Annotated in this window: 21 protein-coding genes and 1 pseudogene; 12 read left to right on the forward strand and 10 right to left on the reverse strand. The window is 66.1% G+C overall.

Annotated features, from left to right (window positions below):
* Positions 1-11: 11 nt before the first annotated feature.
* From ACN8ZM_RS26785 to ACN8ZM_RS26800, 4 genes are all read right to left on the reverse strand, one after another.
* Positions 12-929, reverse strand: coding sequence for a LysR family transcriptional regulator (locus ACN8ZM_RS26785; protein ID WP_011355987.1), 918 nt, complete (start codon positions 927-929; stop codon positions 12-14).
* A gap of 181 nt (positions 930-1,110) precedes the next feature.
* Positions 1,111-1,356 (reverse strand): DUF3717 domain-containing protein, encoded by a 246-nt coding sequence (locus ACN8ZM_RS26790; RefSeq protein ID WP_043178075.1) that lies wholly within the window; start codon positions 1,354-1,356, stop codon positions 1,111-1,113.
* A gap of 264 nt (positions 1,357-1,620) precedes the next feature.
* Positions 1,621-3,156: an amino acid permease gene (locus ACN8ZM_RS26795; RefSeq protein ID WP_089453502.1), complete on the reverse strand. Its 1,536-nt coding sequence runs from the start codon at positions 3,154-3,156 to the stop codon at positions 1,621-1,623.
* Positions 3,157-3,564: 408 nt separating this feature from the next.
* Positions 3,565-3,759, reverse strand: coding sequence for a hypothetical protein (locus tag ACN8ZM_RS26800; RefSeq protein ID WP_155291760.1), 195 nt, complete (start codon positions 3,757-3,759; stop codon positions 3,565-3,567).
* Here ACN8ZM_RS26800 and ACN8ZM_RS26805 point away from each other — a divergent pair.
* The 6 genes and pseudogenes from ACN8ZM_RS26805 to ACN8ZM_RS26830 form a co-directional block, all read left to right on the forward strand.
* Complete coding sequence (locus tag ACN8ZM_RS26805; protein WP_043178078.1) at positions 3,746-5,278, forward strand: sensor domain-containing diguanylate cyclase; 1,533 nt, start codon at positions 3,746-3,748, stop codon at positions 5,276-5,278. The two genes, ACN8ZM_RS26800 and ACN8ZM_RS26805, sit on opposite strands and share 14 nt — an antisense overlap.
* A 163-nt stretch (positions 5,279-5,441) precedes the next feature.
* On the forward strand, positions 5,442-6,512 hold the full coding sequence (locus ACN8ZM_RS26810; RefSeq protein WP_420211221.1) for an FUSC family protein: 1,071 nt from the start codon (positions 5,442-5,444) through the stop codon (positions 6,510-6,512).
* A 329-nt stretch (positions 6,513-6,841) separates the two neighbouring features.
* Entirely contained in the window at positions 6,842-8,176 is a 1,335-nt protein-coding gene (gene argG, locus ACN8ZM_RS26815) for an argininosuccinate synthase (protein ID WP_011355992.1), read from the forward strand.
* A 300-nt stretch (positions 8,177-8,476) separates the two neighbouring features.
* Positions 8,477-8,974 (forward strand): shikimate kinase, encoded by a 498-nt coding sequence (locus ACN8ZM_RS26820; protein ID WP_420211222.1) that lies wholly within the window; start codon positions 8,477-8,479, stop codon positions 8,972-8,974.
* Between the two features lie 128 nt (positions 8,975-9,102).
* Positions 9,103-10,476 carry a DUF6138 family protein gene (locus tag ACN8ZM_RS26825; protein WP_420211223.1) on the forward strand — a complete coding sequence of 458 codons (1,374 nt, stop codon included), beginning with the start codon at positions 9,103-9,105 and terminating at the stop codon, positions 10,474-10,476.
* 94 nt (positions 10,477-10,570) lie between these two features.
* Positions 10,571-10,831, forward strand: a pseudogene (locus ACN8ZM_RS26830) (shikimate kinase); the annotation flags it as partial.
* Positions 10,832-10,864: 33 nt separating this feature from the next.
* Here ACN8ZM_RS26830 and ACN8ZM_RS26835 read toward each other — a convergent pair.
* The 3 genes from ACN8ZM_RS26835 to ACN8ZM_RS26845 form a co-directional block, all read right to left on the reverse strand.
* The gene (locus ACN8ZM_RS26835; RefSeq protein ID WP_043179168.1) at positions 10,865-11,230 is read right to left on the reverse strand and encodes a nuclear transport factor 2 family protein; all 366 of its coding nucleotides are present in this window, start codon (positions 11,228-11,230) and stop codon (positions 10,865-10,867) included.
* Positions 11,231-11,356: 126 nt separating this feature from the next.
* Positions 11,357-12,667 carry an MFS transporter gene (locus ACN8ZM_RS26840; protein ID WP_420211224.1) on the reverse strand — a complete coding sequence of 437 codons (1,311 nt, stop codon included), beginning with the start codon at positions 12,665-12,667 and terminating at the stop codon, positions 11,357-11,359.
* 219 nt (positions 12,668-12,886) lie between these two features.
* Positions 12,887-13,969 carry a tartrate dehydrogenase gene (locus ACN8ZM_RS26845; RefSeq protein ID WP_043178082.1) on the reverse strand — a complete coding sequence of 361 codons (1,083 nt, stop codon included), beginning with the start codon at positions 13,967-13,969 and terminating at the stop codon, positions 12,887-12,889.
* A gap of 108 nt (positions 13,970-14,077) precedes the next feature.
* Between ACN8ZM_RS26845 and ACN8ZM_RS26850 the strand changes: the two genes are divergently transcribed.
* Positions 14,078-14,986 (forward strand): LysR substrate-binding domain-containing protein, encoded by a 909-nt coding sequence (locus ACN8ZM_RS26850; protein WP_089453508.1) that lies wholly within the window; start codon positions 14,078-14,080, stop codon positions 14,984-14,986.
* Between the two features lie 275 nt (positions 14,987-15,261).
* On the opposite strand, the gene ACN8ZM_RS26855 is transcribed toward ACN8ZM_RS26850, so the two are convergent.
* The 3 genes from ACN8ZM_RS26855 to ACN8ZM_RS26865 all read right to left on the reverse strand — a co-directional run bounded on the left by ACN8ZM_RS26855 (position 15,262) and on the right by ACN8ZM_RS26865 (position 17,697).
* Complete coding sequence (locus ACN8ZM_RS26855; RefSeq protein WP_420211225.1) at positions 15,262-16,257, reverse strand: LysR family transcriptional regulator; 996 nt, start codon at positions 16,255-16,257, stop codon at positions 15,262-15,264.
* Between the two features lie 95 nt (positions 16,258-16,352).
* On the reverse strand, positions 16,353-16,772 hold the full coding sequence (locus ACN8ZM_RS26860) for an ATP--cob(I)alamin adenosyltransferase (protein ID WP_301767070.1): 420 nt from the start codon (positions 16,770-16,772) through the stop codon (positions 16,353-16,355).
* Positions 16,773-16,896: 124 nt separating this feature from the next.
* Entirely contained in the window at positions 16,897-17,697 is an 801-nt protein-coding gene (locus ACN8ZM_RS26865) for an AraC family transcriptional regulator (RefSeq protein WP_043178085.1), read from the reverse strand.
* 178 nt (positions 17,698-17,875) lie between these two features.
* On the opposite strand from ACN8ZM_RS26865, the gene ACN8ZM_RS26870 reads away from it, so the two are divergent.
* The 5 genes from ACN8ZM_RS26870 (at position 17,876) to ACN8ZM_RS26890 (ending at position 22,900) form a co-directional block, all read left to right on the forward strand.
* Complete coding sequence (locus ACN8ZM_RS26870) at positions 17,876-18,502, forward strand: LysE family translocator (protein WP_420211226.1); 627 nt, start codon at positions 17,876-17,878, stop codon at positions 18,500-18,502.
* 173 nt (positions 18,503-18,675) lie between these two features.
* Entirely contained in the window at positions 18,676-19,665 is a 990-nt protein-coding gene (locus tag ACN8ZM_RS26875) for a helix-turn-helix domain-containing protein (RefSeq protein ID WP_420211227.1), read from the forward strand.
* Positions 19,666-20,037: 372 nt separating this feature from the next.
* Complete coding sequence (locus tag ACN8ZM_RS26880; protein ID WP_420211228.1) at positions 20,038-20,790, forward strand: alpha/beta fold hydrolase; 753 nt, start codon at positions 20,038-20,040, stop codon at positions 20,788-20,790.
* A gap of 23 nt (positions 20,791-20,813) precedes the next feature.
* Positions 20,814-21,239, forward strand: coding sequence for a nuclear transport factor 2 family protein (locus ACN8ZM_RS26885; protein WP_420211229.1), 426 nt, complete (start codon positions 20,814-20,816; stop codon positions 21,237-21,239).
* Positions 21,240-21,715: 476 nt separating this feature from the next.
* Entirely contained in the window at positions 21,716-22,900 is a 1,185-nt protein-coding gene (locus ACN8ZM_RS26890) for an OmpP1/FadL family transporter (protein WP_420211230.1), read from the forward strand.
* The last annotated feature ends 90 nt before the right edge of the window (positions 22,901-22,990 follow it).

The raw sequence follows: 22,990 nt of genomic DNA on the forward strand, positions 1-22,990 counted from the left end.
CGCCCGCGCGTTCATTCGGGCTGCGGCGGCAGATACTCCATCTGCGCCTCGTCGTACAGCCGGTAGATCAGCGCCTGCATCGCGCGGAGATCCTCCGATTCGTCGAGCATCCGCATGCTCATGATGATCGGCGACACGAGGTTCGGATCGTCGAGCGGCTTGTAGCTGATGTCGTCGCGCTTCAGCCCGTACACGCTGTGCGGCACGACCGACACGCCCTCGCCCATCGCGACGAGGCCGAGCGCGATCTGCAGCTCGCGCGTCTCGTAGATCTTGCGCGGCTGCAACGCGCGATCGTGAAACGCCGCGAGCACCTGGTCCGCATAGCTCGGGCGCGGCGCCTTCGGAAAGATGATCAGCGTGTCGTTCACGAGATCGTGCAGCGACAGCACGGGCTTCGCGCTGTCGAGCGGATGGCCGACCGGCAGCGCGACGATCATCCGCTCCTCGCGCAGCACGACGCGCCGCACGCTCGGATCCTCGTGGCGGATGCGTCCGAACCCGACGTCGATGCGCCCTTCCTTCAGCGCCTTGATCTGGTCCATCGTCGACATCTCGTGCAGGCTCAGCTCGACGGCCGGATACTCGCTGCGAAAGCGCCGGATGATCTTCGGCAGCATCCCGTACAGCGTCGAGCCGACGAAACCGACCGACATGCTGCGCTCGATCTTGCCGACCCGCTTCGTCATCGATTCGAGCTCGGTCGTCTGCGCGAGCAGCTGCACCGCGTGCGAATAGAAGAAGCGCCCCGCGTCGGTCAGCTTCAGCGGGCGCGCGTTGCGCTCGAACAGCGGCACGCCGAGCGCTTCCTCGAGCTGCTGGATCTGGCGGCTCAGCGGCGGCTGCGCGATGTGCAGCCGTTCGGCCGCCCGCGTGAAATTCCGCTCTTCGGCAACCGCGACGAAGTAGCGGAGGTGTCTCAACTCCATGTTCGATGCCTCCCGGACAGCGATCCGGCGTTCAACCCGGGCCGGATGATGTCGTCACGATACCGCAGGCAGCGCCAACCGCCACGCGCACGGCCCCGCGCCGCCCAAAGCAAAACGGGAAGCCCGCGAGCTTCCCGTTGTTTCATCGACGCCGCGGCACGGCGGCGTCACGCGCCGTCCGTCACACCTCGGTCGCGTAGAGCGCGTCGCGCTGCGCGTCGCTCAGCGAGTCGAGCGGCACGTCCGGCAACTGATAGCAGATCATCGTGCCGTACAGCTCCGCGAGGCAATTGCTGCCGGCGTCGAGCGCGTAGCCGTCCTCGCCGTCCGGCGCCGGCGGGTACACTTCGCGCCACGCGTTGATCGCGGCTTCGAGTCGCACGATGGAAACGGGTCCGGCCTTCCGCTCGGCGGGTGATGCGCTCATGGATTCCTCTGGGTTGCGCGCTCCGCGGGCTGGAGCAGCCCGGATGGAACGATGAAAACGCCGGACATGTCGCCGGCCGCCGCACCTCGCGCGCGCCGGATGCCGATCCGCGCGGCGCGCCTCGCGCCGGCCGGGCCGTGGCCCGGTAGGGTCGGGCAATATAACCGGCTTTGACCCCGTGCAGGCAAAAGCCGGGCAAAAAAAACGGGAAGCGCAAGGCTTCCCGTTTCGTCGCATGTCGTGCGGCCGCTGGCCGCGCCTGCGTCAGCCCACGGTTTCGCGGTTCGCCACCGGCTCCCGCTGCGCGCCGCGGCTCGCGGCGATCCACGGCGCGATTTCCATGTCTTCGTAGCGCACGAAGCGGCTCTTCTTCAGGAACCGGAAGCCGAGCCACACGACGAGGAACAGCGGAATGCCGACATAGGTCGCGGCGACGCCGGCCCAGTCGATCCGGTTCGCGAGGAACGCCTGATAGTCCTGGCCCAGCGCGATCACGAGGCACAGCACGAACGCGAACAGCGGGCCGAACGGGAACCACTTCGACTGGTACGGCAACTGGTCGAGCGAGTAGCCCTGCTTCACGTAGCCCTTGCGGAACCGGTAATGGCTGACCGCGATGCCGAGCCACGCGATGAAGCCCGTCATCCCCGACGTGTTCAGCAGCCACAGGTACACGGTCTTGTCGCCGTACAGCGACGTGAAGAAGCACAACGCGCCGACGGCCGTCGTCGCGTACAGCGCGTTGCGCGGCACGCCGCCGCGCGACAGCTTCGCGAAGATCTTCGGCGCACGGCCTTCGGTCGCGAGGTTGTAGAGCATCCGCGTGGACGCGTACATGCCCGAGTTGCCGGCCGACAGCACGGCCGTCAGGATCACCGCGTTCATCACGCCGGCCGCGAACGCGAGGCCCGCGTGGCGGAACACCAGCGTGAACGGGCTCACGCCGATGTCGGTCACGTCCGTCTTCAGCAGGTTCGGGTCAGTATAGGGAATCAGCACGCCGATCACGAAGATCGCGAATACGTAGAACAGCAGGATCCGCCAGAACACCTGGCGCACCGCGCGCGGGATCGTCGTACGCGGGTTTTCCGATTCGCCGGCCGCGACGCCGATCAGCTCGGTGCCCTGGAACGAGAAGCCGGCGATCATCGCGACGCCCATCAACGCCGGCAGGCCGCCCGCGAACGGCGCGTCGCCGATCGTCAGGTTGCCCCAGCCGTTGCTCGGCGCGCCCTTCAGAATGCCGAAGATCATCAGCAGGCCGACACCGATGAACGCGACCACGGTGACGACCTTGATCAGCGCGAACCAGTATTCGGCTTCACCGAAGCCGCGCACGGTCAGCGCGTTGAGCAGGAACATCACGCCGAGGAAGGCCGCGCTCCACCACACGCCCGGCACGTCCGGAAACCAGTAATGCATCACGAGCTGCGCGGCGACGAGCTCCACCGCGATCGTCACGGCCCAGTTGTACCAGTAGTTCCAGCCGAGCGCGAAGCCGAAGCCTTCGTCCACGTATTTCGCGCCGTAGGTCGCGAACGAGCCCGACACGGGCATGAACGCCGCCATTTCGCCGAGGCTCGTCATCAGGAAATAGACCATCAGGCCGATCGCCATGTACGCGACCATCGCGCCGCCGGGGCCGGCCTGCGAGATCGACGCGCCGGACGCGACGAACAGGCCCGTGCCGATCGAGCCGCCGATGGCGATCATCGTCAGGTGGCGCGCCTTCAGCGCGCGATGAAGCTTGGGTGGGTTCGCGGGCGAACCGGGTGGGTCGGATTTCGGAATTGCGGACATAAACGAGACGAACGTTGAGCGGGCCGGCATCCGTAGCCGGCGCATGCGGAATCGGAGCGCGGTGCGCGTCCTGCGATGCATTCGATGCGGCCCCGATACGCGTTGCGCGGCGGGCGCCTGCGGCGAAGCGCGGATTCTACCTGATTCGTCACGGGGACAGCTCAGGTTCCGCCACCCGCCGCCGCCGCGGAGATTTCGCAGAATCAAGGAGTTGGCCGCGTCGAACCGGGGCGTCGCCGCAGGCCGGCATAAAAACCACATGCGCCCGGTGGTTATCCGGTTTCCGATCCGCCCGGTATTTCGCTGCTGTCCTGTCGCCATCCTCCCGCCCCCGCGCCGACCTACATAATCGCCGGGTAATCACGGGATTATTCAGACAAAACAACCGATATCGACGATTGATTCAAATCAAATCACCCGCGCGTAAAGCGGTAATGATGCGTAACAATTCTGAATCGCCGTATCCGCATGCATGTTTTGCATGCGCACGCGAATGTCAGGAAATCGCGAGATAATGCGAGCCAATTCGAAATAAACAGCACGCGGAATCGCCAACGACGCGAAAATCCGCCGCCCGCCGCCCCCGAGGATGAAGTCATTCACGCTGCCCGCCGCGCTGCGCCGCCATACCGCGTCGATCGTGGCACGCATTCTGTCGCCCCGCGGCGTACTCGTTGCGGGGATCGTGCTGCTGATGTTCAGCTGGGGGCTTTCCACGTCGCTTTTAATCGAGGCGCGGCGCGACGCATATGACCATGCGGTCGAAAATGCGCGCAACCTGATGCTGCTGATCGAACGCGATATCGCGCGCAATATCGAACTCTACGATTTGTCGCTGCAGAACGTCGTCGACGGCATGGCCGACCCGGAACTGATGACCTTGCCGCCGCGCCAGCGCCACCGGCTGCTGTTCGACCGCGCGGCGACCGGCGAGTATCTCGGATCGATCTTCGTGATGGACGCGCACGGCAATATCGCGATCGATTCGAGCGCGTCGCCCGCGCGGCAAGGTAATTTCGCCGACCGCGACTACTTCGCCGTGCATCGCGACGGGCTCACGCAGGGCCTCTACATCAGCCGGCCGTATGCGGCCCGGCTGCGTGGCGGCGCACTGACGATCGCGCTCAGCCGCCGGATCAGCCGGCCCGACGGCACGTTCGCCGGCATCGTCGTCGGCACGCTCAGCATCGATTACTTTCACGCGCTGCTCGACGGCCTCGCGGTCGGCAAGCACGGCAGCGCGGCAATCGTCGAGGACAACGGCACGCTCGTGTCGCGCCTGCCGTACGACGCGCACGTGGTCGGCCTCGACCTGCACGACTCGCCGCTGTTCATCGAATCGCAGCGCGCCCGCACCGGCGCGCTGACCGGCATCGGCGCGATCGACGGCATCCGGCGCATCTATGTTTACAAGCATCTCGCCGGCCTGCCGCTGATCGTCGACGTCGCGCCCGCCGAGATCGACATCTACGCGTCGTGGCACCACCGCGCGATCTGGACCGTCGTGCTGATGTGCCTGTTCACCGGCTTCATCGCGTGGGGGTCGCTGGCGCTGTCGCGCGAGCTGAAGCGCCGGCAGATCGCCGAATCGAAGCTGTACCGGCTCGCGCACACCGATGCGCTGACGGGCCTCGACAATCGCGGCACGTTCGACACGGTGCTCGCGAAGGAGGCGCAGCGTGCGTCGCGCAGCGGCCGCCCGCTGTCGGTGCTGTTCGTCGACGTCGATCACTTCAAGGCGTTCAACGACTACTACGGCCACCCGGCCGGCGACGACGTGCTGCGGCGCGTCGCGCAAACCGCGTCGCGCTGCCTGCGCCGCGACAGCGATCACGTCGCGCGCTACGGCGGCGAGGAATTCGTCGTCACGCTGCCCGACACCGATGCGAAAGGCGCCGCGATCGTCGCCGAGGCCATCCGGCGCGCGATCGTGGGGCTCGACATCGAGCACATGAACAGCCCGTACGGGCGGGTCACGGCGAGCATCGGCGCGGCGACCGCCGCCGACGGCCGCCTGAGCGCCGCGACGCTGCTGCGGCGTGCCGACGAGGCGCTGTACCGCGCGAAGTCCGGCGGCCGCAACCGCGTGCTGGAGGCGCAGCCGACCGCCGCGGACGCATGACATCGCCCTGACGCGACGTGAAGTCGCTCGGCGGCCGGCCAGGCCGGATGACCGCGCCGTGGACAGTCCTCCCGCGTTCGGCTAGCGTTACGTCTGCTGCACATGCGGCGCGGCGCCGGCCCGCGCAGGCCGCCGTGCGCGTTCCGGCCACCCCAGCTCCGACATGACCGCCCCGCTCCCTACCCGGCTGCCGCCGCTCCTGCGCAACGCGCTCCGCCCGCTGCTCGACCCGTACCGCCGCTACCGGCACGCGAAGCTGATCCATGCGGCACGCGTCTCGCTTGCGATTCTCGTGTCGATCGCGCTGTCCACCGGCCTGAACGTGCCGCACGGCGAATGGTCGACGATCACCGTGCTGATCGTCGTCGGCGGGCTGCAGCACCACGGCAACATCCGCAAGAAGGCGGCCGAGCGCGCGCTCGGCACGTCGATCGGCGCGCTCGCGGGGCTCGGGCTGATCCTGCTCTATTCGTTCTTGCACGCGCCGCTCGCGATCTACCTGCTGATGGCGCTCGCGTGCGGCTTCTGCGCGTATCACGCGATCGGCAAGGCCGGCTACATCGCGCTGCTGTCGGCGATCACGATGGTGATCGTCGCCGGGCACGGCGACAACGAGATCGTCGATGGCCTGTGGCGCGCGGTGAACGTGCTGACCGGCATCGCGATCGCGCTGGCGTTCTCGTTCGCGCTGCCGCTCTATGCGACCTACTCGTGGCGCTACAAGCTCGCCGATGCGCTGCGCGCGTGCGCGGCCGTGCATGCGCGGCTCGCGGGCGATCGCCACGTGAGCGACGACACGCACCTGAAGGAAATGGCCGCACTGAGCGCGCTGCTGGTGCAGTTGCGCTCGCTGATGCCGTCGGTATCGAAGGAATGCGAGACGTCGATGACGCAGCTCGAGGCGATCCAGCGCAGCCTGCGCCTGTGCATCGGCTATCTGGAGATCCTGTCGAGCGCGGTGCCGGCCCGCGACGACGTCGCGGCGCGCGAATACATGCGCGTCGACATGAAGGCCGTGAACCGGCGCATCCGCGACACGCTGGTCGGCGCGAGCCGCGCGCTCAAGTTCGGCACGCCGAGCCGGCTCGCCGCGCGCCGCCGGCCGGCCGACCCGCCGCACGACGCACCGCCGCCGCAGCTGTCCGGGTACGTGTCGATCACGGCCAAACTGGCCGGGGAAGTCGACCAGTTGCGCGAGAAGCTGCTCGATACCGCGCAGTCGTGGAATATCTGAGGCTCGCGAGAATCCGGGCTTCGCGCATCAATCTTTCATTTGCCTTTCTTGATGGCAAACCGGCATCCTGACGGCGACAGCCCCGCCCTTCGGCCGATCCGGCCCCGGAAACACGGCGCTCGGCCGGGCGCGTCGATGCCTGTTTCTGCCGCGATTTCGCCCCGGCTTGCACGGCATTCTCCGCCCGGTTAACCGCCCGTCAGGCCCGCTGCGACAGGCCCGACGACGGTTCCGCACCAAAATCAACCCTTGCCCCAACCTCCCGGACAGCCGATACTCGCATATTCCGCGAAATACGATCCCACCGGCTTCAATCCACGGTTATTCCTATGAGCACGATTCTCGAAAGCCTCCCGACCGGCCAGAAGGTCGGTATCGCCTTCTCCGGCGGCCTGGACACCAGCGCAGCGCTGCACTGGATGAAACTCAAGGGCGCCGTCCCGTACGCATACACGGCGAACCTCGGCCAGCCCGACGAAGACGATTACGACGCGATCCCGAAACGCGCGATCGAATACGGCGCAGCCGGCGCCCGCCTGATCGACTGCCGCGCGCAGCTCGTCGCCGAAGGCATCGCAGCGCTGCAAAGCGGCGCGTTCCACATCACGACGGCCGGCGTCACGTACTTCAATACCACGCCGATCGGCCGCGCCGTGACGGGCACGATGCTCGTCGCCGCGATGAAGGAAGACGGCGTCAACATCTGGGGCGACGGCAGCACGTACAAGGGCAACGACATCGAGCGCTTCTACCGCTACGGCCTGCTCGTGAACCCGGATCTGAAGATCTACAAGCCGTGGCTCGACCAGACGTTCATCGACGAGCTCGGCGGCCGTGCCGAAATGTCCGAATTCATGAACCAGGCCGGTTTCGCGTACAAGATGTCGGCCGAGAAGGCCTACTCGACCGATTCGAACCTGCTCGGCGCGACGCACGAAGCGAAGGATCTGGAAAGCCTCGAAAGCGGCATCAAGATCGTGAACCCGATCATGGGCGTCGCGTTCTGGCGCGACGACGTGAAGATCGCCGCAGAAGAAGTGACGGTGCGCTTCGAAGCCGGCCAGCCGGTCGCGCTGAATGGCGTCGAATTCAGCGACCCGGTCGAGCTGCTGCTGGAAGCGAACCGCATCGGCGGCCGCCACGGCCTCGGCATGAGCGACCAGATCGAGAACCGCATCATCGAGGCGAAGAGCCGCGGCATCTATGAAGCCCCGGGCCTCGCGCTGCTGTACATCGCATACGAGCGTCTTGTCACCGGCATCCACAACGAAGACACGATCGAGCAGTACCGCGAGAACGGCCGCCGCCTCGGCCGCCTGCTGTACCAGGGCCGCTGGTTCGACCCGCAGGCGATCATGCTGCGTGAAACCGCGCAGCGCTGGGTCGCGCGCGCGATCACCGGCGAAGTGAAGATCGAACTGCGCCGCGGCAACGACTACTCGATCCTGAGCACGAAGTCGCCGAACCTCACGTACCAGCCGGAACGCCTGTCGATGGAGAAGGTGGCATCGACGTTCTCGCCGCGCGACCGGATCGGCCAGCTGACGATGCGCAACCTCGACATCACCGATACGCGCGACAAGCTGCGCGTGTATTCGCAAGTCGGCCTGCTGACGCCGGGTGAAACGTCGGCGCTGCCGCAGATCAAGGGCGACGACAAGTAAGTCGCTTCGCTCGACGCCGTGCCGCATCGTCGAATGCGGCACGGCCGGGCAGGCTGCGTGCGTTGCGCATCACCACGCGCGCAGTCTGCCGCTTCTTCTCTCCCCGCCTTTCCGCCTTTCCGCCTTTCCGCCTTTCCGCCTTTCCGCCTTTCCGCCTTTCCGCCTTTCCGCCTTTCCGCCTTTCCGCCTTTCCGCCTTTCCGCTTCCGCTCATCGCATCGCCCCGCGTGACGGACCAACGGTACTGCACCGCCGCGCCAGTCATGGCAAGCTGCGAGTCTTCCGATTCCCGCGCCGACTCATGACCGCCCTTACCGTCATCCACCTGAACGGCCCAATCAACAGCGGCAAGACGACGATCGGTCTCGCGCTCGCCCGCGTGCTGCCCGATGCGCGCTTCATCGACGGCGACGACCACGATGCGCCCGAAGACGCACCGTTCGACGTGCAGTGGGCCATCGCGCTCGAACGTCTCGTCACGCAGATCGCCAACGCTCGCGAGCGTCATCTGGTCATCGCCTATCCGATCGGCGAAACGGAGTTCGAGCGGCTGCGCGCCGCCTGCGATGCGCGTGATGCGCGGTTGTTCGTCGTGACGCTCGCGCCACCTGAAGCGGTCGCCTCGTCGAATCGCGGCTTGCGTGCGCTGACGGACTGGGAGCGCCAACGTGTTGCCGACATGTATCGCGAAGGGTATGCGTCGCGTGCGTTCAGCGATTGCCTGATCGATACGTCGACCGCATCGGCGGACGCGTGCACGGACGACATCGCGCGACGCGTCGCGGCGACCAGCGCCTAGCGGTACGCGTGGCCGCGTGAAGCACGCCCCGCGTGCGTTGCACGGCTGCCGTCGACGAACCCTCGCCCGGTCGAACACCGCCCAGCCACCGACCTTCAACCCGACGCCTTCCCCTGAACGGAGCCCCGATGTCGATTGACTACCTGATCTACGAAGACACGATTCGCCGACCCGACACGAAACCGGTATTCGACGCGATCGTCGCGCAGATCGAGGCCGGCACCGCGCGGGTTCGCAAGCTGAGCCGCGCTGAAGGCTTCAAGGTCGACGGACAGGGTGTGCTCGGCGAGGCCGTGCTCGAATATTTCCTGGCCGGCCAGAACGCCGAGGGCTTCGACGCTGATGCCGCACAGGCCTTCACCGACAAGATGCGCAAGTTGCTCGGCTGGACGTCGATCAGCTACACGCTGACGTCGAGCTGGTACGAGCCGACCGTGCGCGATCCGTTTCTCCACGACGAAGCGGGCGGCGGCTGGCTCTCCGTGCAGCGTTGGGTCTTGAAACCGGACGCCGATCTCGCCCGCGTGAATCCGGCATGGCTGCGTTTCGCGTGCTGGATCGCGGTGGGCTTCATGAAGTACGGGATGAGCTTCGACTCGGTCAATGCGAACGCGATCTTCGACCAGGTGACCGCGCTCGGCTCCGACCTGCCCGCGCGCCTGAAGGCGCACGGGTCCGGCCAGTTGCCGGCCGATCTCGTGCGGCACCGGGACGATACGGTTTCCTGTGTCGCGAACGACGCATTCGGCACGATCAGGATCACGCTGAAGGACGATGCGGAAAACAGCTACCGCACGGCACTGACGCTGCTGTGCCGGCTGCTCGAAGCGGATTTCCCGCGCTCGTACGCCATCGAGTTCCGCAGCCCGGCCAGCCAATACCTGCCGGTCAAGGGGCTGCCGAAGAAAGGCGTTCACGCGTTGTTCGCGAGTGCGTCCGGCCATCCTGCGCTGTGGCCGCTGATCGAGCACTACGCGCGATCGGCGATGCGCGAGTACGAGTGGTACACCAACTTCGACGGCGAAGACGCGGCGATGCCCGGCACGTTCGCCGTGTTCGCGCTCGCGCTGGCCGACGATCGCTACCTGCCGCTCGCGCTCGACTATCTGCATCGGTGCGACGGCGAACACCAGTCGATCCAGGCGAAATTCCTGCACGCATACATCGCCGCGCACGGCTTCACGCCGAACGCGATCGCGCTGCTGGTGGCGTGCGCGGGCAACATCCAGCACCTCGAACCGATCAAGGCTTACGCGTCGGCGATCGCCAACCGCGACAGCCTCGCCGCACTCGCCGATGCGCGCGGAGCGGCCTCGCAGCAAGCGCCTTCGGCGATCGGCCAGTTGAAGGCCAGCCTCGACGGCGATCGCCGCGTGCCTGAACATGTGTGGAAGGCGGTCGTGCATGCGATCTGGGGCGAAGCCGCGAACCGTCATCCCGACAAGCTGATTGCCGGCGCGCCGGACGAACTCCGGGCGTTGTACGAGGCGGTGCTGGCATAGCGCGCCGTTCTGGCGATCTCATGGCGATAATCGCCAGAATATCGGCACTCGCTCATATGACTGGCGAGCCGCACCTTGCGCTCCACGCCATCCGGAGTTCGAGCGGCTGCGCGCCGCCTGCGATGCGCGTGATGCGCGGTTGTTCGTCGTGACGCTCGCGCCGCCTGAAGCGGTCGCCTCGTCGAATCGCGGCTCGCGCGCGCTGACGGACTGGGAGCGCCAACGTGTTGCCGAGATGTATCGCGAAGGGTATGCGGCGCGGGCGTTCAGCAATCGTTTCCTCGATACGTCGCGCACATCGTCCGATGCGTGCGCGCAGGAGATTGCACGAAGCATCGAGGCGCTCGGCACCTAGCCTTGCCGCGGAAGGAGCGACGTTGCCGACACGTCACGCCGCATAGTGTGCGAAGGCTTCCCGCACACGATGATCGGCGCCGAAGTGGAACACCTCGACCGCGCCGCGCCCGTTCGCGCCGCGATAGTGAATCGCAACGCTGTCCACACCCGCCAGCGCCGAGATGAACTCGAAACGCAGCTCGGGGATCAATTGCAGCGCCTTCGCCCAGTATGCACGCACCGCGTTTTTGCCACGCAGACACCCGCTCGGCTCGCCGGCGATCCGGACAATCATCGGCGAATGCATGACGAACGCGTCGTCGTAGTGCGACAGGATGCGGTCGAGATCGTGCGCATTCCACGCGTCGACCCATTCCTGTGCGAAGTGCTGCGCGAATGCATCGGTGATCGGTTCCATCCGGTTCGTCGCCTCCCTGTCGTCGAACGCTGCCTGCATGCCGGCCCGCGCACACGAGTGTAGCCGCATCCGCGGAGCCCGCACGCAGTCGCCTCGTTCGACACGCTACACCAACGAAGCGCATCGTCAATGATGGTGCTGCACGCCCGACACGACCTGCCCGCGTGCCCCCTTGCGGCTCAGCATCAGCGTGACGACTGCCGACACCGCGAGCGTGCCCGCCACCACATAGAGCCCCGCGGCATACCCGCCCGTCACGTGCTTCAGCCAGCCGATCGCGAACGGCCCGACGAACCCGCCGAGATTGCCGATCGAGTTGATCATCGCGATGCCCGCTGCCGCGCCGGCGCCCGACAGGAATGCGCTCGGCATCGCCCACAGCGGCGCCTTCGCCGCGCTGATCCCGATGTTGACGACGACCAGCGCGAGCACGGTCAGCAGCGCGGTGCTCGCCTGCCCCGCGAACACGAAGCCGATGCATGCAAGCACGCACGGAATCACGACGTGCCACGTACGCTCGCCGGTACGATCCGAATGCCGCGCCCACCCGATCATCGCGACGACGGCCGCGATGCTCGGGATCCCGGTGAGCAAGCCCGTCTGCAGCGCCGTGAAGCCGAACTGCTTGACCATCAGCGGCGCCCACAGGCCGAGCGTGTACAGCCCCGCCGACGTACCGAAGTAGATCAGCGCAAGCGCCAGCACGCGTGGATCGCGCAGCGCCTGCCACGCGCCGGCCGTATGCCCGGCATGCGTGTGGCGCGCATCGGCTTCGGCTTTCAGCTTCGCGATCAGCCAGTCACGCTCGTCCGCGCGCAACCACGCGGCCTGCGACGGCGAATCGATCAGGCACCTGAGCACGACGAAGCCGAGCACGACCGCCGGCAGCGCTTCGATGATGTACAGCAACTGCCAGTCCGCGAGCCCGAACATCGGTGGCATCTGCATGATCGCGCCCGACATCGGCGAACCGATTGCGGTCGAGATCGGCGCGGCTGCCATGAACCACGCGGCCGCCACCGCACGCTGCTTCGCGGGAAACCACAGGCTCAGGTACAGGATGATGCCGGGGAAGAATCCGGCTTCGGCCATGCCGAGCAGGAAGCGCAGCACGTAGAAGCTCGTCGGCCCGGCCGCGAATGCGGACACGGCCGACACGATGCCCCACGTGATCATCACGCGCGCGATCCAGATGCGCGCGCCGACGCGATGAAGAATCAGGTTGGACGGCACTTCGAACAGGAAGTAGCCGATGAAGAACAGGCCGCCGCCGAACCCGAACGCGGTCGGCGACAGGCCGATCGCCTTGTTCATCGTCATCGCGGCGAAGCCGACGTTGACGCGATCGAGAAAGCTGACGAAGTAAAGCAGCATCACGAACGGAATGATGCGCCACATCAGTTTCCGCGCGACGCGGGTTTCCAGATCCGCTTGCATGTGTCTCCTCCTTCGAGGTCGAGCCGTGCTCTGTCTGTGAATGCTCGCCGGCGCCACCGCGAAGCGGGCGGGCCGACGCCCGGCTCGCGTCGGATGCGCGAGTCTCGGGGCAGGAAAATCCGGGGGGCGATGAACGGGCGACGGCCGGTGACCGGTTGCGCAAGCGCGCCGCCGCTAGCCGCTAGGTCGCAGCCGGCATGCCCATTGCCGCCCTCGTCATCAGGCTGCGACCGCCGCGTTAGCGACGCGCTCGCAGACGGCCGCAGTCACCTGCGCAGTCGTCGCACTGCCGCCGAGATCGCGCGTGTGCAGCGACGGGTCGGCCGTCACCGCCTCGATCGCCTGCATCACGCGCGCGGCGGCTTCCGTTTCGCCAAGGTGCTCGAGCAGCATCACGACCGACCAGAACGTGCCGACCGGATTCGCGAGCCCCTTGCCCATGATGTCGAACGCAGAACCGTGGATCGGTTCGAACATCGACGGATAACGGCGCTCGGGATCGATGTTGCCGGTCGGCGCGATGCCGAGGCTGCCGGCGAGCGCGGCGGCGAGATCGCTGAGGATGTCCGCATGCAGGTTGGTCGCGACGATCGTGTCGAGCGACGCCGGCCGGTTGACCATGCGCGCGGTCGCCGCATCGACGAGCTCCTTGTCCCACGTCACGTCGGGGAATTCCTGCGCGACCTGCTTCGCGATCTCGTCCCACATCACCATCGCGTGCCGCTGCGCGTTGCTCTTCGTGATCACGGTCAACAGCTTGCGCGGACGCGACTGTGCGAGCCGGAACGCGAAGCGCATGATGCGTTCGACGCCGGCGCGCGTGAGGATCGATACGTCGGTCGCAACCTCGATCGGATGGCCCTGGTGCACGCGGCCGCCGACGCCCGCGTATTCGCCTTCGGAGTTCTCGCGGACGATCACCCAGTTCAGGTCGTCGGGCCCGCAGCGCTTCAGCGGCGCGTCGATGCCGGGCAGGATGCGCGTCGGGCGCACGTTCGCATACTGGTCGAAGCCCTGGCAGATCTTCAGGCGCAGCCCCCACAGCGTCACGTGATCGGGCACGTCGGGGTCGCCCGCCGAGCCGAACAGGATCGCGTCCTTGCCGCGCAATGCGTCGAGACCATCGGCCGGCATCATCGCGCCGTGCTGGCGGTAGTAATCGGCGCCCCAGTCGAAATCCTCGAACTCGAACCCAAAGCGGTCGCTGCCGCGGGCCAGCGCTTCTAGCACCTGCTTGCCGGCCGGCACCACTTCCTTGCCGATGCCGTCGCCGGGAATCGTTGCGATACGGTAGGTCTTCATGCGGACATCCTCGATTGATCGTAAGCGTGGATGCACTTTACCGAACCAGAAGTGCTGGAACCGGTGCTAAACTCAAAGCATCTTTAACTTTAATTCACGAATCTCGTCATGGCGGATACCGTCCAGCCGGCCGATCTCGGCTTCTTCTCGACGCTCGCCGCGTCGGGCAGCCTGAGCGCGGCCGCGCGCGAACTCGGGTTGACCGCGGCGGCCGTCAGCAAACGGCTCACGCAGATGGAGCGGCGCGCGGGCGTGACGCTCGTGAACCGCACGACGCGGCGAATGATGCTGACGCCGGAAGGTGACGTGTATCTCGACTACGCGCGCCGGATCCTCGACCAGATGGACGAACTCGGCGAACTGCTCGGCAGCGCGAAGCAGCGTCCGAAGGGGCTGCTGCGCGTGAACGCGACGCTCGGTTTCGGGCGCAACCAAGTCGGCCCCGCGATCTCGCGCTTCGTCGCGCGTTATCCGGAGGTGTCGGTGCAACTGCAATTGTCGGTGATGCCGCCGCCGCTCACCGACGACGCGTTCGACGTGTGCATCCGCTTCGGCGAGCCGCCCGATACGCGCGTCGTCGCGCGGCGGCTCGCGCCGAACCGCCGGCTGCTGTGCGCGGCGCCCGCGTATCTCGCCCAGCACGGCACCCCCGTCACGCCGCACGACCTGACGCGGCACAACTGCATCGGCATCCGGCAGGGGGACGAAGGTTACGGCGTCTGGCGCCTGACGAGCGGGCGCGGCACGGCACGCCACACGGAAGCCGTGCGGATCAACGGCAACCTGACAACGAACGACGGCGAGATCGCCGTGAAATGGGCGCTCGACGGGCACGGGATCCTGATGCGCGCGGAATGGGACCTGCGCGACTATCTCGCCGACGGCCGCCTGGTCGTCGTGCTGCCCGACCACGAGACGCCAAGCGCCGATATCTATGCGGTGTATGCGCAGCGGCACCAGATGTCCACGCGCATTCGGGCGTTCGTCGATTTTCTGGCGGGTGAGCTCGGGCGGTGATCGGGACGCAGGAAACGACGCACGTCGATTCGAGAGAGACAAACGTGCGGCTCGGTCAAAAGAGCCAATATTTCAGCTATTTCGTCAAAAAATCGCCAGAATATTGACACTTTCATATGAGCCGGCATCCCCTGGATTCACGCGCGGCCGGCGCCGTCCGCTCCGCCACGGCAACCCGGCGGGATCATCGATCTGCTTCCGCAATATCGTCGGTCAAGAGAGCGCACCCACGACGATTGCGAACCGTTGCCCGCGCCCGACTCGACACTTGCTGATCAAGCTGCGGCCATCTGGGCGTCCACCTGATCAACCCTGTCCGCGGCGCCCACCATCGGCCGCCACACTCGTGCGGTGACCATGCCCGCATAGCCGCTCACCGCCGCATCGAACCTCTCCGCGATCCAGTCGACGAACGCGCGCACGCCGGGCGACACATGCGGGCGCTTCACATACACCGCCGACACGGGCATCGCCGCCGGCTGCCACTGCGACAACACTTCCCGCAACCGCCCCGGGTCGATCAGCGGCTGCGCGGCGACGCGCGGCGGCTGGATCAGCCCGAGGCCGTGCACGCCGCACGCCAGATACGCCTGCTCGTCGTCCACGCTGACGATCCCGTCGAGCCGCACCTTGCGCACCGCGCCATCGACGAGGCATTCGAGTTCGGCCGTGCGCTGGCCCGGAATGGACGACGCGCTGACCGCGCGATGCGCGGCCAGCTCGTCGAGCGTGCGCGGCACGCCGTAGCGGTCGAGATAGGCGGGGCTCGCGCAGGTCACGCGCTCGAGCATGCCGAGCCGGCGCGCGACGAGCGACGAGTCGGGCAGTTCGCCGAGCCGCACGCTGCAGTCGATCGCGTCGCCGGCGCGATCGGCCGCGCGGCCGGACACGCCCAACGTCAGCACCAGGTCGGGATACCGTGCATGAAACTCGCCGAGCGCCGGCAGCACGATCGCGTCCGCGACCGCCGGCGGCAGCTCGACGCGCAGCGGCCCGCTCGGATGCAGCGCGGCGCCGCGAATGCTGGCTTCAAGCTCGTCGACGTCCGCCGTGATGCGCACGCAGCGCCGGTAGTACGCGTCGCCTTCGGGCGTCGCCCGCAGCGCGCGCGTCGTACGCACCAGCAAAGGCATGCCGAGCGCCGTTTCAAGTTCCTGCACGGTCCGCGTCGCGGTGGCGCGCGAAATGCCGAGCGCCTGCGCGGCACGCGTAAAGCTGTTCATTTCGACGATGCGCGTGAAGATGCGCATCGCGCGGATCGGATTGTCCACCGGACACCCCTGCATGTTTGCCGCATGCCGCGGCGCGCGCTTGCGCACCGTGCATGCGTATCGAGGAACGCCGCGCCGCCGGCGCGGCAGACGGTTCAGCCGTTCGCCGCCACGGCGCCGCGCGCCGGTTCGTCGAGCAGCCGCCGCGCCAGCGCGAGCGCATCGTCGCGGTTTTCGGTCGCGTTCAGCGGATAGCCCCACACCTTCTCGAATGCGCCCGAGAAGGCGTTGAGCGCCACGCGCCGCGACGCGTCCGGCTCGATCGCGATCATCGCGGGGATCCACTCGCGCGACTGCGCACGGTTGGCCTTGCTCCACTTCGCGAGCTGCTTGCGCAACTCGTGATCGTCCGCGCCGCGATCGTCGCCGGACGGCGCATCGTCGGTCAGAAGCACGAACGGCTCGCGACGCGCGAGCAACGCGTCGAGTTCGGCGATCAGACGGGCGGGATCGGTGTGCGTCGAACCGCTGTAACGCAACCAGACAAACGGGAATTCGGTCGTGATGATCTGCATGTTGGCCTCCAGATGAGAACGATTCTCATTTTATGGATCGAGGCCCATCGCGTCATTTATCGTCCCGGCCAACCGCTTGCTCAATCCGGCCAATCGCGCACAAAGGGTGGCGCGACCTTCAACGTCAGCGTTGCCGGTCGGTCAGGAATTGCGTCGGCGACTTGCCGGTCGCCTTGCGGAACATCGTCACGAAGCTGCTCGCGCTCTCGTAGCCGAGGTCGATCGCGATCTGGTGCACGCGGCGGCCGGTCGTCAGCATCCGCAGCGACAGCGCGACGTGCAGCCGCCGGCGCCAGTCGCCGAGGCTCATCCCGAGCTCCTTCGCCGCGAGCCGCGTCAGGCTGCGCTCGCTGATGCCCGCGCGGCGCGCGAGTTCGGGCAGCGGCGACTTGTCGGCCGGATCGTCGAGCAGATGGTCGATCAGCTTGCGCAGCCGGCGATCGGCCGGCATCGGCAGGTACAGATCCTCGACCGGCGCCGCGACGAGTTCGTCGAGCAGCGTCGCCATCAGCCGCCCCTGCGGCCCGTCGACGTCGTACAGGTTCGGAAAGCTCGCCGCCTTCAGCAGCAGTTCGCGCAGCAGCGGCGACACCGACAGCGTGCAGCAGCGCGCCGGCAGGTCGAGCGCGGCGTCCGGTTCGACCAGCACCGCGTAGAACGTCGCGCCGGCCGAGCCGCGCGCCGCATGCGGGACATCGCCGGGAATCCACACCGTGCATTGCGGCGGCGCGCTCCACACGCCGCCGTCGATCTCGCAGTAGATGACGCCGCTCAGCGTGTAAAGGAGTTGCGCCTGCGGATGGCTGTGCCGCTCCAGCCGCCATTCGGGCTCGACGACCGAGCCGCCGAACACGACGAGCGGGCGCGGCACGTGGAAGATGTCGTCATCCGCTGCGGGATCGGTGGTCGGTGGAAGCTTGCGCATGAAACGGTGGACGTTGGAGGAAGCCGGACGCGCTGCCCGCGCGTCCTGTCGTGCTTATACCAGAAAGGCGCCGGCGCGGCCCTGCCGTCGGGCGGGTGCCCGCGCTCCGTCAGCAGCCGCGCGCCGAAGCGCATACAATGCCCCGATCCCCCCGCTGCGCCCACCTGCCGGAGCCGCCATGTTCGACCTGACCACGCTGACCACCTTCACGGCCGTCGTCCTGGGCCTGTTCCTGATTCCCGGCCCCGCCGTGCTGCTGGTGCTGAGCCGCACCGTGCAGGGCGGCCGCAAGACCGGCATCCTGACCGGCCTCGGCGTCGCGAGCGGCGACTTCGTGCATACGCTGTTCGCGGCCGTCGGCCTGTCGGCGCTGCTGATGACGTCGGCGCTCGCGTTCAACGTCGTGAAGGTGGTCGGCGCCGCCTACCTGATCTATCTCGGCGCGCGTGCGCTGCTGGAGAAGCCGTCCGATCCGTCGCTGCCGAGCGTAGCGCCCGTCACGCCGCTCAAGGCGTACTTGCAGGCGATTCCCGCCGAAGTGCTGAATCCGAAGACCGCGCTGTTCTTCCTCGCGTTCATGCCGCAGTTCGTGCATCCGGAACGCGGCTCGACGTTCGTGCAGTTCGCGGTGCTCGGGCTGATCTTCGTCGTGCTCAGTTCGCTCTACACGACGCTGATCGCGTGCTCGATCCGCCCGCTCGGCCGCCTCGTGAAGCGGCTCACGTGGCTCACGCGCTGGCAGGGGAAGATCATCGGCTCGATCTTCATCGCGCTCGGGCTGCGCGTGGCCGTGCAGCAGCGCTGACGCACGCGGCCGCATGACGTCTGCCGTGGCGCGCGCCGGCGAAGCCCTCTACACCGACCCGCGCCGCCAATCACCGCGAAACATCGGGCCTGGACAAGCGCCAACGGCCGCAAAACAGCGAACGCCAGAACGCATGAGCGATCAGTCAGGACCGCCGACGATGGAGCGAGTCGATGAGCACGTCCATATCGAGAATTGCCGATAATCTCTTCCAGGCCGAGCACCTCATGCTCGCCAGCGAAGACCCGGACGCTGTCGTACGCGGCTGTGCCGAAGCGCTTCGCCCGCACCAGCTCGTTCTGAGGCGTCGGCATGGACGGATTGCCGCGCGTCTTCATCACCTGCCAATGGGGCCGTTATCGCTCAGCCGGTTACTTTACGGTGGCGATGTCACGATCGTGCCGGCCATGCCGGAAGAAGACACGTTCATCGTTTCGATCCCGCTGGGCGGGAAAGCCAGCTTCTCTTATGGTTCGTCGATGGCCCCCTTATCCAGGGGGTGCGGCACGATCGTCGGACCGTACCACGACTTCAAGCTTGATATCGGCGCGAGTTTTGACCAGCTCATGCTGCGTCTGGATCGACGGCGAGTCGAGTCGGTCTGCGCGAGCATGCTGGGGAAGACCACCTTCGAGCCCGTGCATTTCAATCTTTCATTAGTCGAGCTGCCCACGCCCTGGCTGACGCTCATTGAAACCGCCGTGGGCCTGACCGCACTCGACAACGCGCACGCTCACCCGCGGCTTTTCGTTCAGATCGAAGAGCTGTTGATCGAAACGCTCCTTCTGGCACAACCCCACAATTTCAGTGCGTCGATCAACGCGAATCAACAGCGGGCGCCTGCCGCACAGATCCGGCGGGCCATGACATACATGCTCGAGCGCCTTGGCGAGCCCGTCAGACTCAGCGAAGTCGCCCGCGCATGCAACGTCAGCCTGCGCAGCATGCAACTGGGCTTCCAGCGAGATCTTGGCGTGACGCCAGCCCAGTGGCTGCGCACCCAGCGCCTCGAACGCGCGTACGAATCGCTTGCTTTTGCCACACCGGGCGGCACGTCCGTGACGGATGTCGCGCTCCAGTGCGGCTTCACCCATCTCGGCGAGTTCTCGACGAGTTTCAAGCGTCGCTACGGAAAAAAGCCCTCCGAAGTCCTGAACAAATAGGCGAGACCGGGCACCTGCTCCTGCCCTCCTCCTTCTGAACGCAGCTGCGCCCCGCGTTGCACGCCACCCATTCGGCCTGACCTCACGTCCTCACCCGCGCCTGCCCTGTGCCGCTCCCGGTTCAACGGGGCGATGCGTCCGGTCGCCTCCATCACGTTGCTGCGAATTGCGCGATTCCGATAGCAAGTCTTCGCGTTTCCGATAGTTCACGGATTTCCGGCCACCTACCCTGTCTTCAGAAATTGCGCACCTGGCTGTTTCGGCCAACCACCGCTGAAACGGCACCGCAATCCTCCTGAATCGTGGTGCGCTGAGGCAATCACATGCTTCGGCGCCGTCACGAGCGAATTCAACGTGATGGGGACAAAGGCAATGAAACTCGATATCGAGACACTGGGAGACCACGGCGACCGGGTCGTGATGGTTCACGGCAGCCTGAACGACGGGCGAGCGGCCTTTTCGGAACAGCGTTCGCTGGCCGAGCGAGTCAGGCTGGTCATCGTGAATCGACGCGGATACGGCGACAATCCGCCGATCATCTGCGTCGATCCCGAAGCGGACGCCCTGGATATCGTCGAACTGCTGGAAGACGGCGCGCATCTGGTCGGCACATCGATGGGCGGCGTCATTTCAGCGCGTGCGGCGGCGCTCGCGCCGGATCGTGTTCGTTCACTCACACTCATCGAACCACCGGCATTCCCCAACGCGGCGGGCCATCCGGTCGTGGCCGAAGCATCGCTGGCGATGCAAAGGCACTGGGCCAGCTCGTCGACGGCAACCGCCGCCACCTTCCTCGACGGCTTTGCCGCCGCGCTGCAGATGCCGTTGCAACTGCCCTCGCCGCTTCCGCCGGGGCTTGCTGCGGCAACGGCCAACCTGAAGACCGAGACACCGTGGGCAACCTACATTCCGCTCGCGCAGCTCAAGCGCGCCCGGTTCCCGAAGCTGATCGTCTCGGGGCAGTGCAGCCCGGTGTTCGAAGCGATCTGCGACACGCTGGCTGCAGAGCTGAGCGCCCAACGAGCAGTCTTCCCCGGCTCGACGCACGCAGTACAGCGGATCGGCAAACCTTTCAACGATGTGCTCGAACAGTTCTGGCAAAGCGCTGCGCGTGCACCCGCCTGAAGCCACCCCCAAGGAGAATCAACATGACGTTATCGGCAGAAACCAAACTTGAAGTCCAGGAAGCCGTCGCGCGTGCCTATCAGGCGCTCGACGGTCACAACGCGCGTGCTTGGGCCGAGTCCTTCACCCAGGACGGCAAGTTCGAAGCGATCTATGGCGCGTTCCACGGGCGCGGGGAAATCGAAGCATTCATTCAGAGCCATATCGACAAGGGAGCGGAGACCGGCGCGATGCATACCGTGACCAACTTCGTTGTCGAGGGCAGCAACGATGCGCCGGTGATTCATGGATACGTCGTGAAGTTCGGCATGGATCGGCGCCCCGTCGAGATCCTCGGTTGCGCAAAGCTGATCGGCCGGATGACACGGCAAGCCGGACGGTGGATGTTCGAGCACCTGACGTTGGCCATCACGCTTACGGCGCCTTCGCCCGCGATGCCGACCGAGTAGGCCGTCGCGCATGTCGGATGGGTTGCTCCACGCATGCCGCCTTGTGTCGGACATCGCTGGAGCAACAACGCGCCTCTGCCGGCATTCGCTCACGTCGGTACACCACGGCGCAAGCCTCCCGGCAACGACGTTGGCCTGCTTTCGATAGCGTCAGGCGCAAGCGGTGCGCACGATCGCACAAGGGCGACGCGCTTGCGATGCGGGTCAATCGTCTTCTCGATACACCGCGCCTTGGCTTCCTGCCATGACTGAAACCGACATTCGCGTAGACGTCGTCACCACGGGTGGAAATCGATAGGTATCGCTTCGTCGTAGCAAGGACTTCCGCAGCAGATCAATCGCTCAGGAAATCCACCTCATCATCATGATTAGGATTACGTATTCATATTCACGAACATATTAACCCCATGTCGACATAACAAGTCGCAATGCTATTGCGAACCGAACAAAAGCAACAACAGGACAAGTGAGACAGGATGGAACAGCGTAAAGTCATTTCGCTGGCCGTGGCATTATCGGCCGGCGTCGCGAATGTCTGTGTCGCCAGCACCGGAATTTATACGACCGGCTATGGCACCCGTGAGCAAGGGATGGGCGGCGTCGGCATCGCGACCGGAGAGTCGGCGCTGGCACCGGCAGTGAACCCGGCCGGCATCGCATTTTCCGGCGATCGGGTGGAGATTGGCGGCGGTTTGTTCGCGATCCACGGCGGCGCACAAGTCAACGGAGCGACATACGACACGCGAACGGGCATCGTGCCGATGCCCGAATTCGGCTATGTCAAGTCGCTGTCTCCGTCGCTCGTGTTCGGGGTGGCATCCTGGGCATCGGGTGCATTGATGAGTTACCGAACACCCTACGGCGGCATCCCGGGAAATTCGAACACGTTTGCGCAAGGCGTCTTCGTGCACGTCGCGCCCACCGTCGCGTATCGCTTCGGCGCGGCACGGAACCACGCGATTGCGTTGTCCGTGGTCGGCGCGCTGTCGACCATCGACGTCGAAGGTGTCGAGGCGCAGACCGGGCTACCGAACCAGGGGCGCAACTGGACGCCGGGCTACGGCTTCAAGATCGGGTGGATGAGCCAGATCACGTCTCAGCTGTCGATGGGTGCGTTCTACGCATCGAAGATCCGCTACACGCCCTGGCACAAGTACCGCGCGATCTTCCCTGACGGGGGCCGGTTCGCCGAACCGGAACAATACGGCATCGGCATCGCCTTCCGTCCGACGCCGAAGTGGCTGATCGGGTTCGACTGGATTCGCTTCAACTACGGCGGCACGCGTGTGCTCGGCAATCCGGTCACCTTCTCCGCGCCGCTCGGTGCAGCGAACGGCCCGGGGTTCGGCCTGACCAATATCAACGCTTACCGCATCGGCGTGCAATACGACGTGACTGACAAGCTCACGTTGCGGGGAGGCTTCGAGATCACGAACCAGCTCGTGACACCGGCGAATACGGCATTTACGTTCCTCGTTCCCATCACGCTCAAGCGCACCTACACGGTTGGCGCGACGTATCGGATGAACAAGCAGTCGGAGCTGTCATTCGCGTATGCCATCTCGCCGCGTGTGCAGGTGAATGGAACCGGTCTGAGTGCGGGGACCAACCCGTTTTTGCAAAACAATTACGTTGCGCTCACGTACACAAGGAAATTTTGACGGCGGACGATGCTGAAAAAACGAACGCATGAACAATGCACGGCGGGCGAGCCGTTGCATTGTTCATCGAGTGCGCGATGTGACCGATGG

Origin of the sequence: Burkholderia aenigmatica, from assembly GCF_048627025.1 — a bacterium.
Taxonomy (GTDB): Bacteria; Pseudomonadota; Gammaproteobacteria; order Burkholderiales; family Burkholderiaceae; genus Burkholderia; species Burkholderia aenigmatica.

Coding starts and splice junctions, on each gene's coding strand:
- ACN8ZM_RS26785 (WP_011355987.1), bottom strand. CDS start 929: ATGGAGTTGAGACACCTCCGCTACTTCGTCGCGGTTGCCGAAGAGCGG.
- ACN8ZM_RS26865 (WP_043178085.1), bottom strand. CDS start 17,697: ATGCGCAAGCTTCCACCGACCACCGATCCCGCAGCGGATGACGACATC.
- ACN8ZM_RS26890 (WP_420211230.1), top strand. CDS start 21,716: ATGGAACAGCGTAAAGTCATTTCGCTGGCCGTGGCATTATCGGCCGGC.
- ACN8ZM_RS26875 (WP_420211227.1), top strand. CDS start 18,676: ATGAGCACGTCCATATCGAGAATTGCCGATAATCTCTTCCAGGCCGAG.
- ACN8ZM_RS26810 (WP_420211221.1), top strand. CDS start 5,442: ATGACCGCCCCGCTCCCTACCCGGCTGCCGCCGCTCCTGCGCAACGCG.
- ACN8ZM_RS26835 (WP_043179168.1), bottom strand. CDS start 11,230: ATGGAACCGATCACCGATGCATTCGCGCAGCACTTCGCACAGGAATGG.
- ACN8ZM_RS26790 (WP_043178075.1), bottom strand. CDS start 1,356: ATGAGCGCATCACCCGCCGAGCGGAAGGCCGGACCCGTTTCCATCGTG.
- ACN8ZM_RS26820 (WP_420211222.1), top strand. CDS start 8,477: ATGACCGCCCTTACCGTCATCCACCTGAACGGCCCAATCAACAGCGGC.
- ACN8ZM_RS26860 (WP_301767070.1), bottom strand. CDS start 16,772: ATGCAGATCATCACGACCGAATTCCCGTTTGTCTGGTTGCGTTACAGC.
- ACN8ZM_RS26885 (WP_420211229.1), top strand. CDS start 20,814: ATGACGTTATCGGCAGAAACCAAACTTGAAGTCCAGGAAGCCGTCGCG.
- ACN8ZM_RS26845 (WP_043178082.1), bottom strand. CDS start 13,969: ATGAAGACCTACCGTATCGCAACGATTCCCGGCGACGGCATCGGCAAG.
- ACN8ZM_RS26825 (WP_420211223.1), top strand. CDS start 9,103: ATGTCGATTGACTACCTGATCTACGAAGACACGATTCGCCGACCCGAC.
- ACN8ZM_RS26850 (WP_089453508.1), top strand. CDS start 14,078: ATGGCGGATACCGTCCAGCCGGCCGATCTCGGCTTCTTCTCGACGCTC.
- ACN8ZM_RS26880 (WP_420211228.1), top strand. CDS start 20,038: ATGAAACTCGATATCGAGACACTGGGAGACCACGGCGACCGGGTCGTG.
- ACN8ZM_RS26840 (WP_420211224.1), bottom strand. CDS start 12,667: ATGCAAGCGGATCTGGAAACCCGCGTCGCGCGGAAACTGATGTGGCGC.
- ACN8ZM_RS26795 (WP_089453502.1), bottom strand. CDS start 3,156: ATGTCCGCAATTCCGAAATCCGACCCACCCGGTTCGCCCGCGAACCCA.
- argG (WP_011355992.1), top strand. CDS start 6,842: ATGAGCACGATTCTCGAAAGCCTCCCGACCGGCCAGAAGGTCGGTATC.
- ACN8ZM_RS26805 (WP_043178078.1), top strand. CDS start 3,746: ATGAAGTCATTCACGCTGCCCGCCGCGCTGCGCCGCCATACCGCGTCG.
- ACN8ZM_RS26870 (WP_420211226.1), top strand. CDS start 17,876: ATGTTCGACCTGACCACGCTGACCACCTTCACGGCCGTCGTCCTGGGC.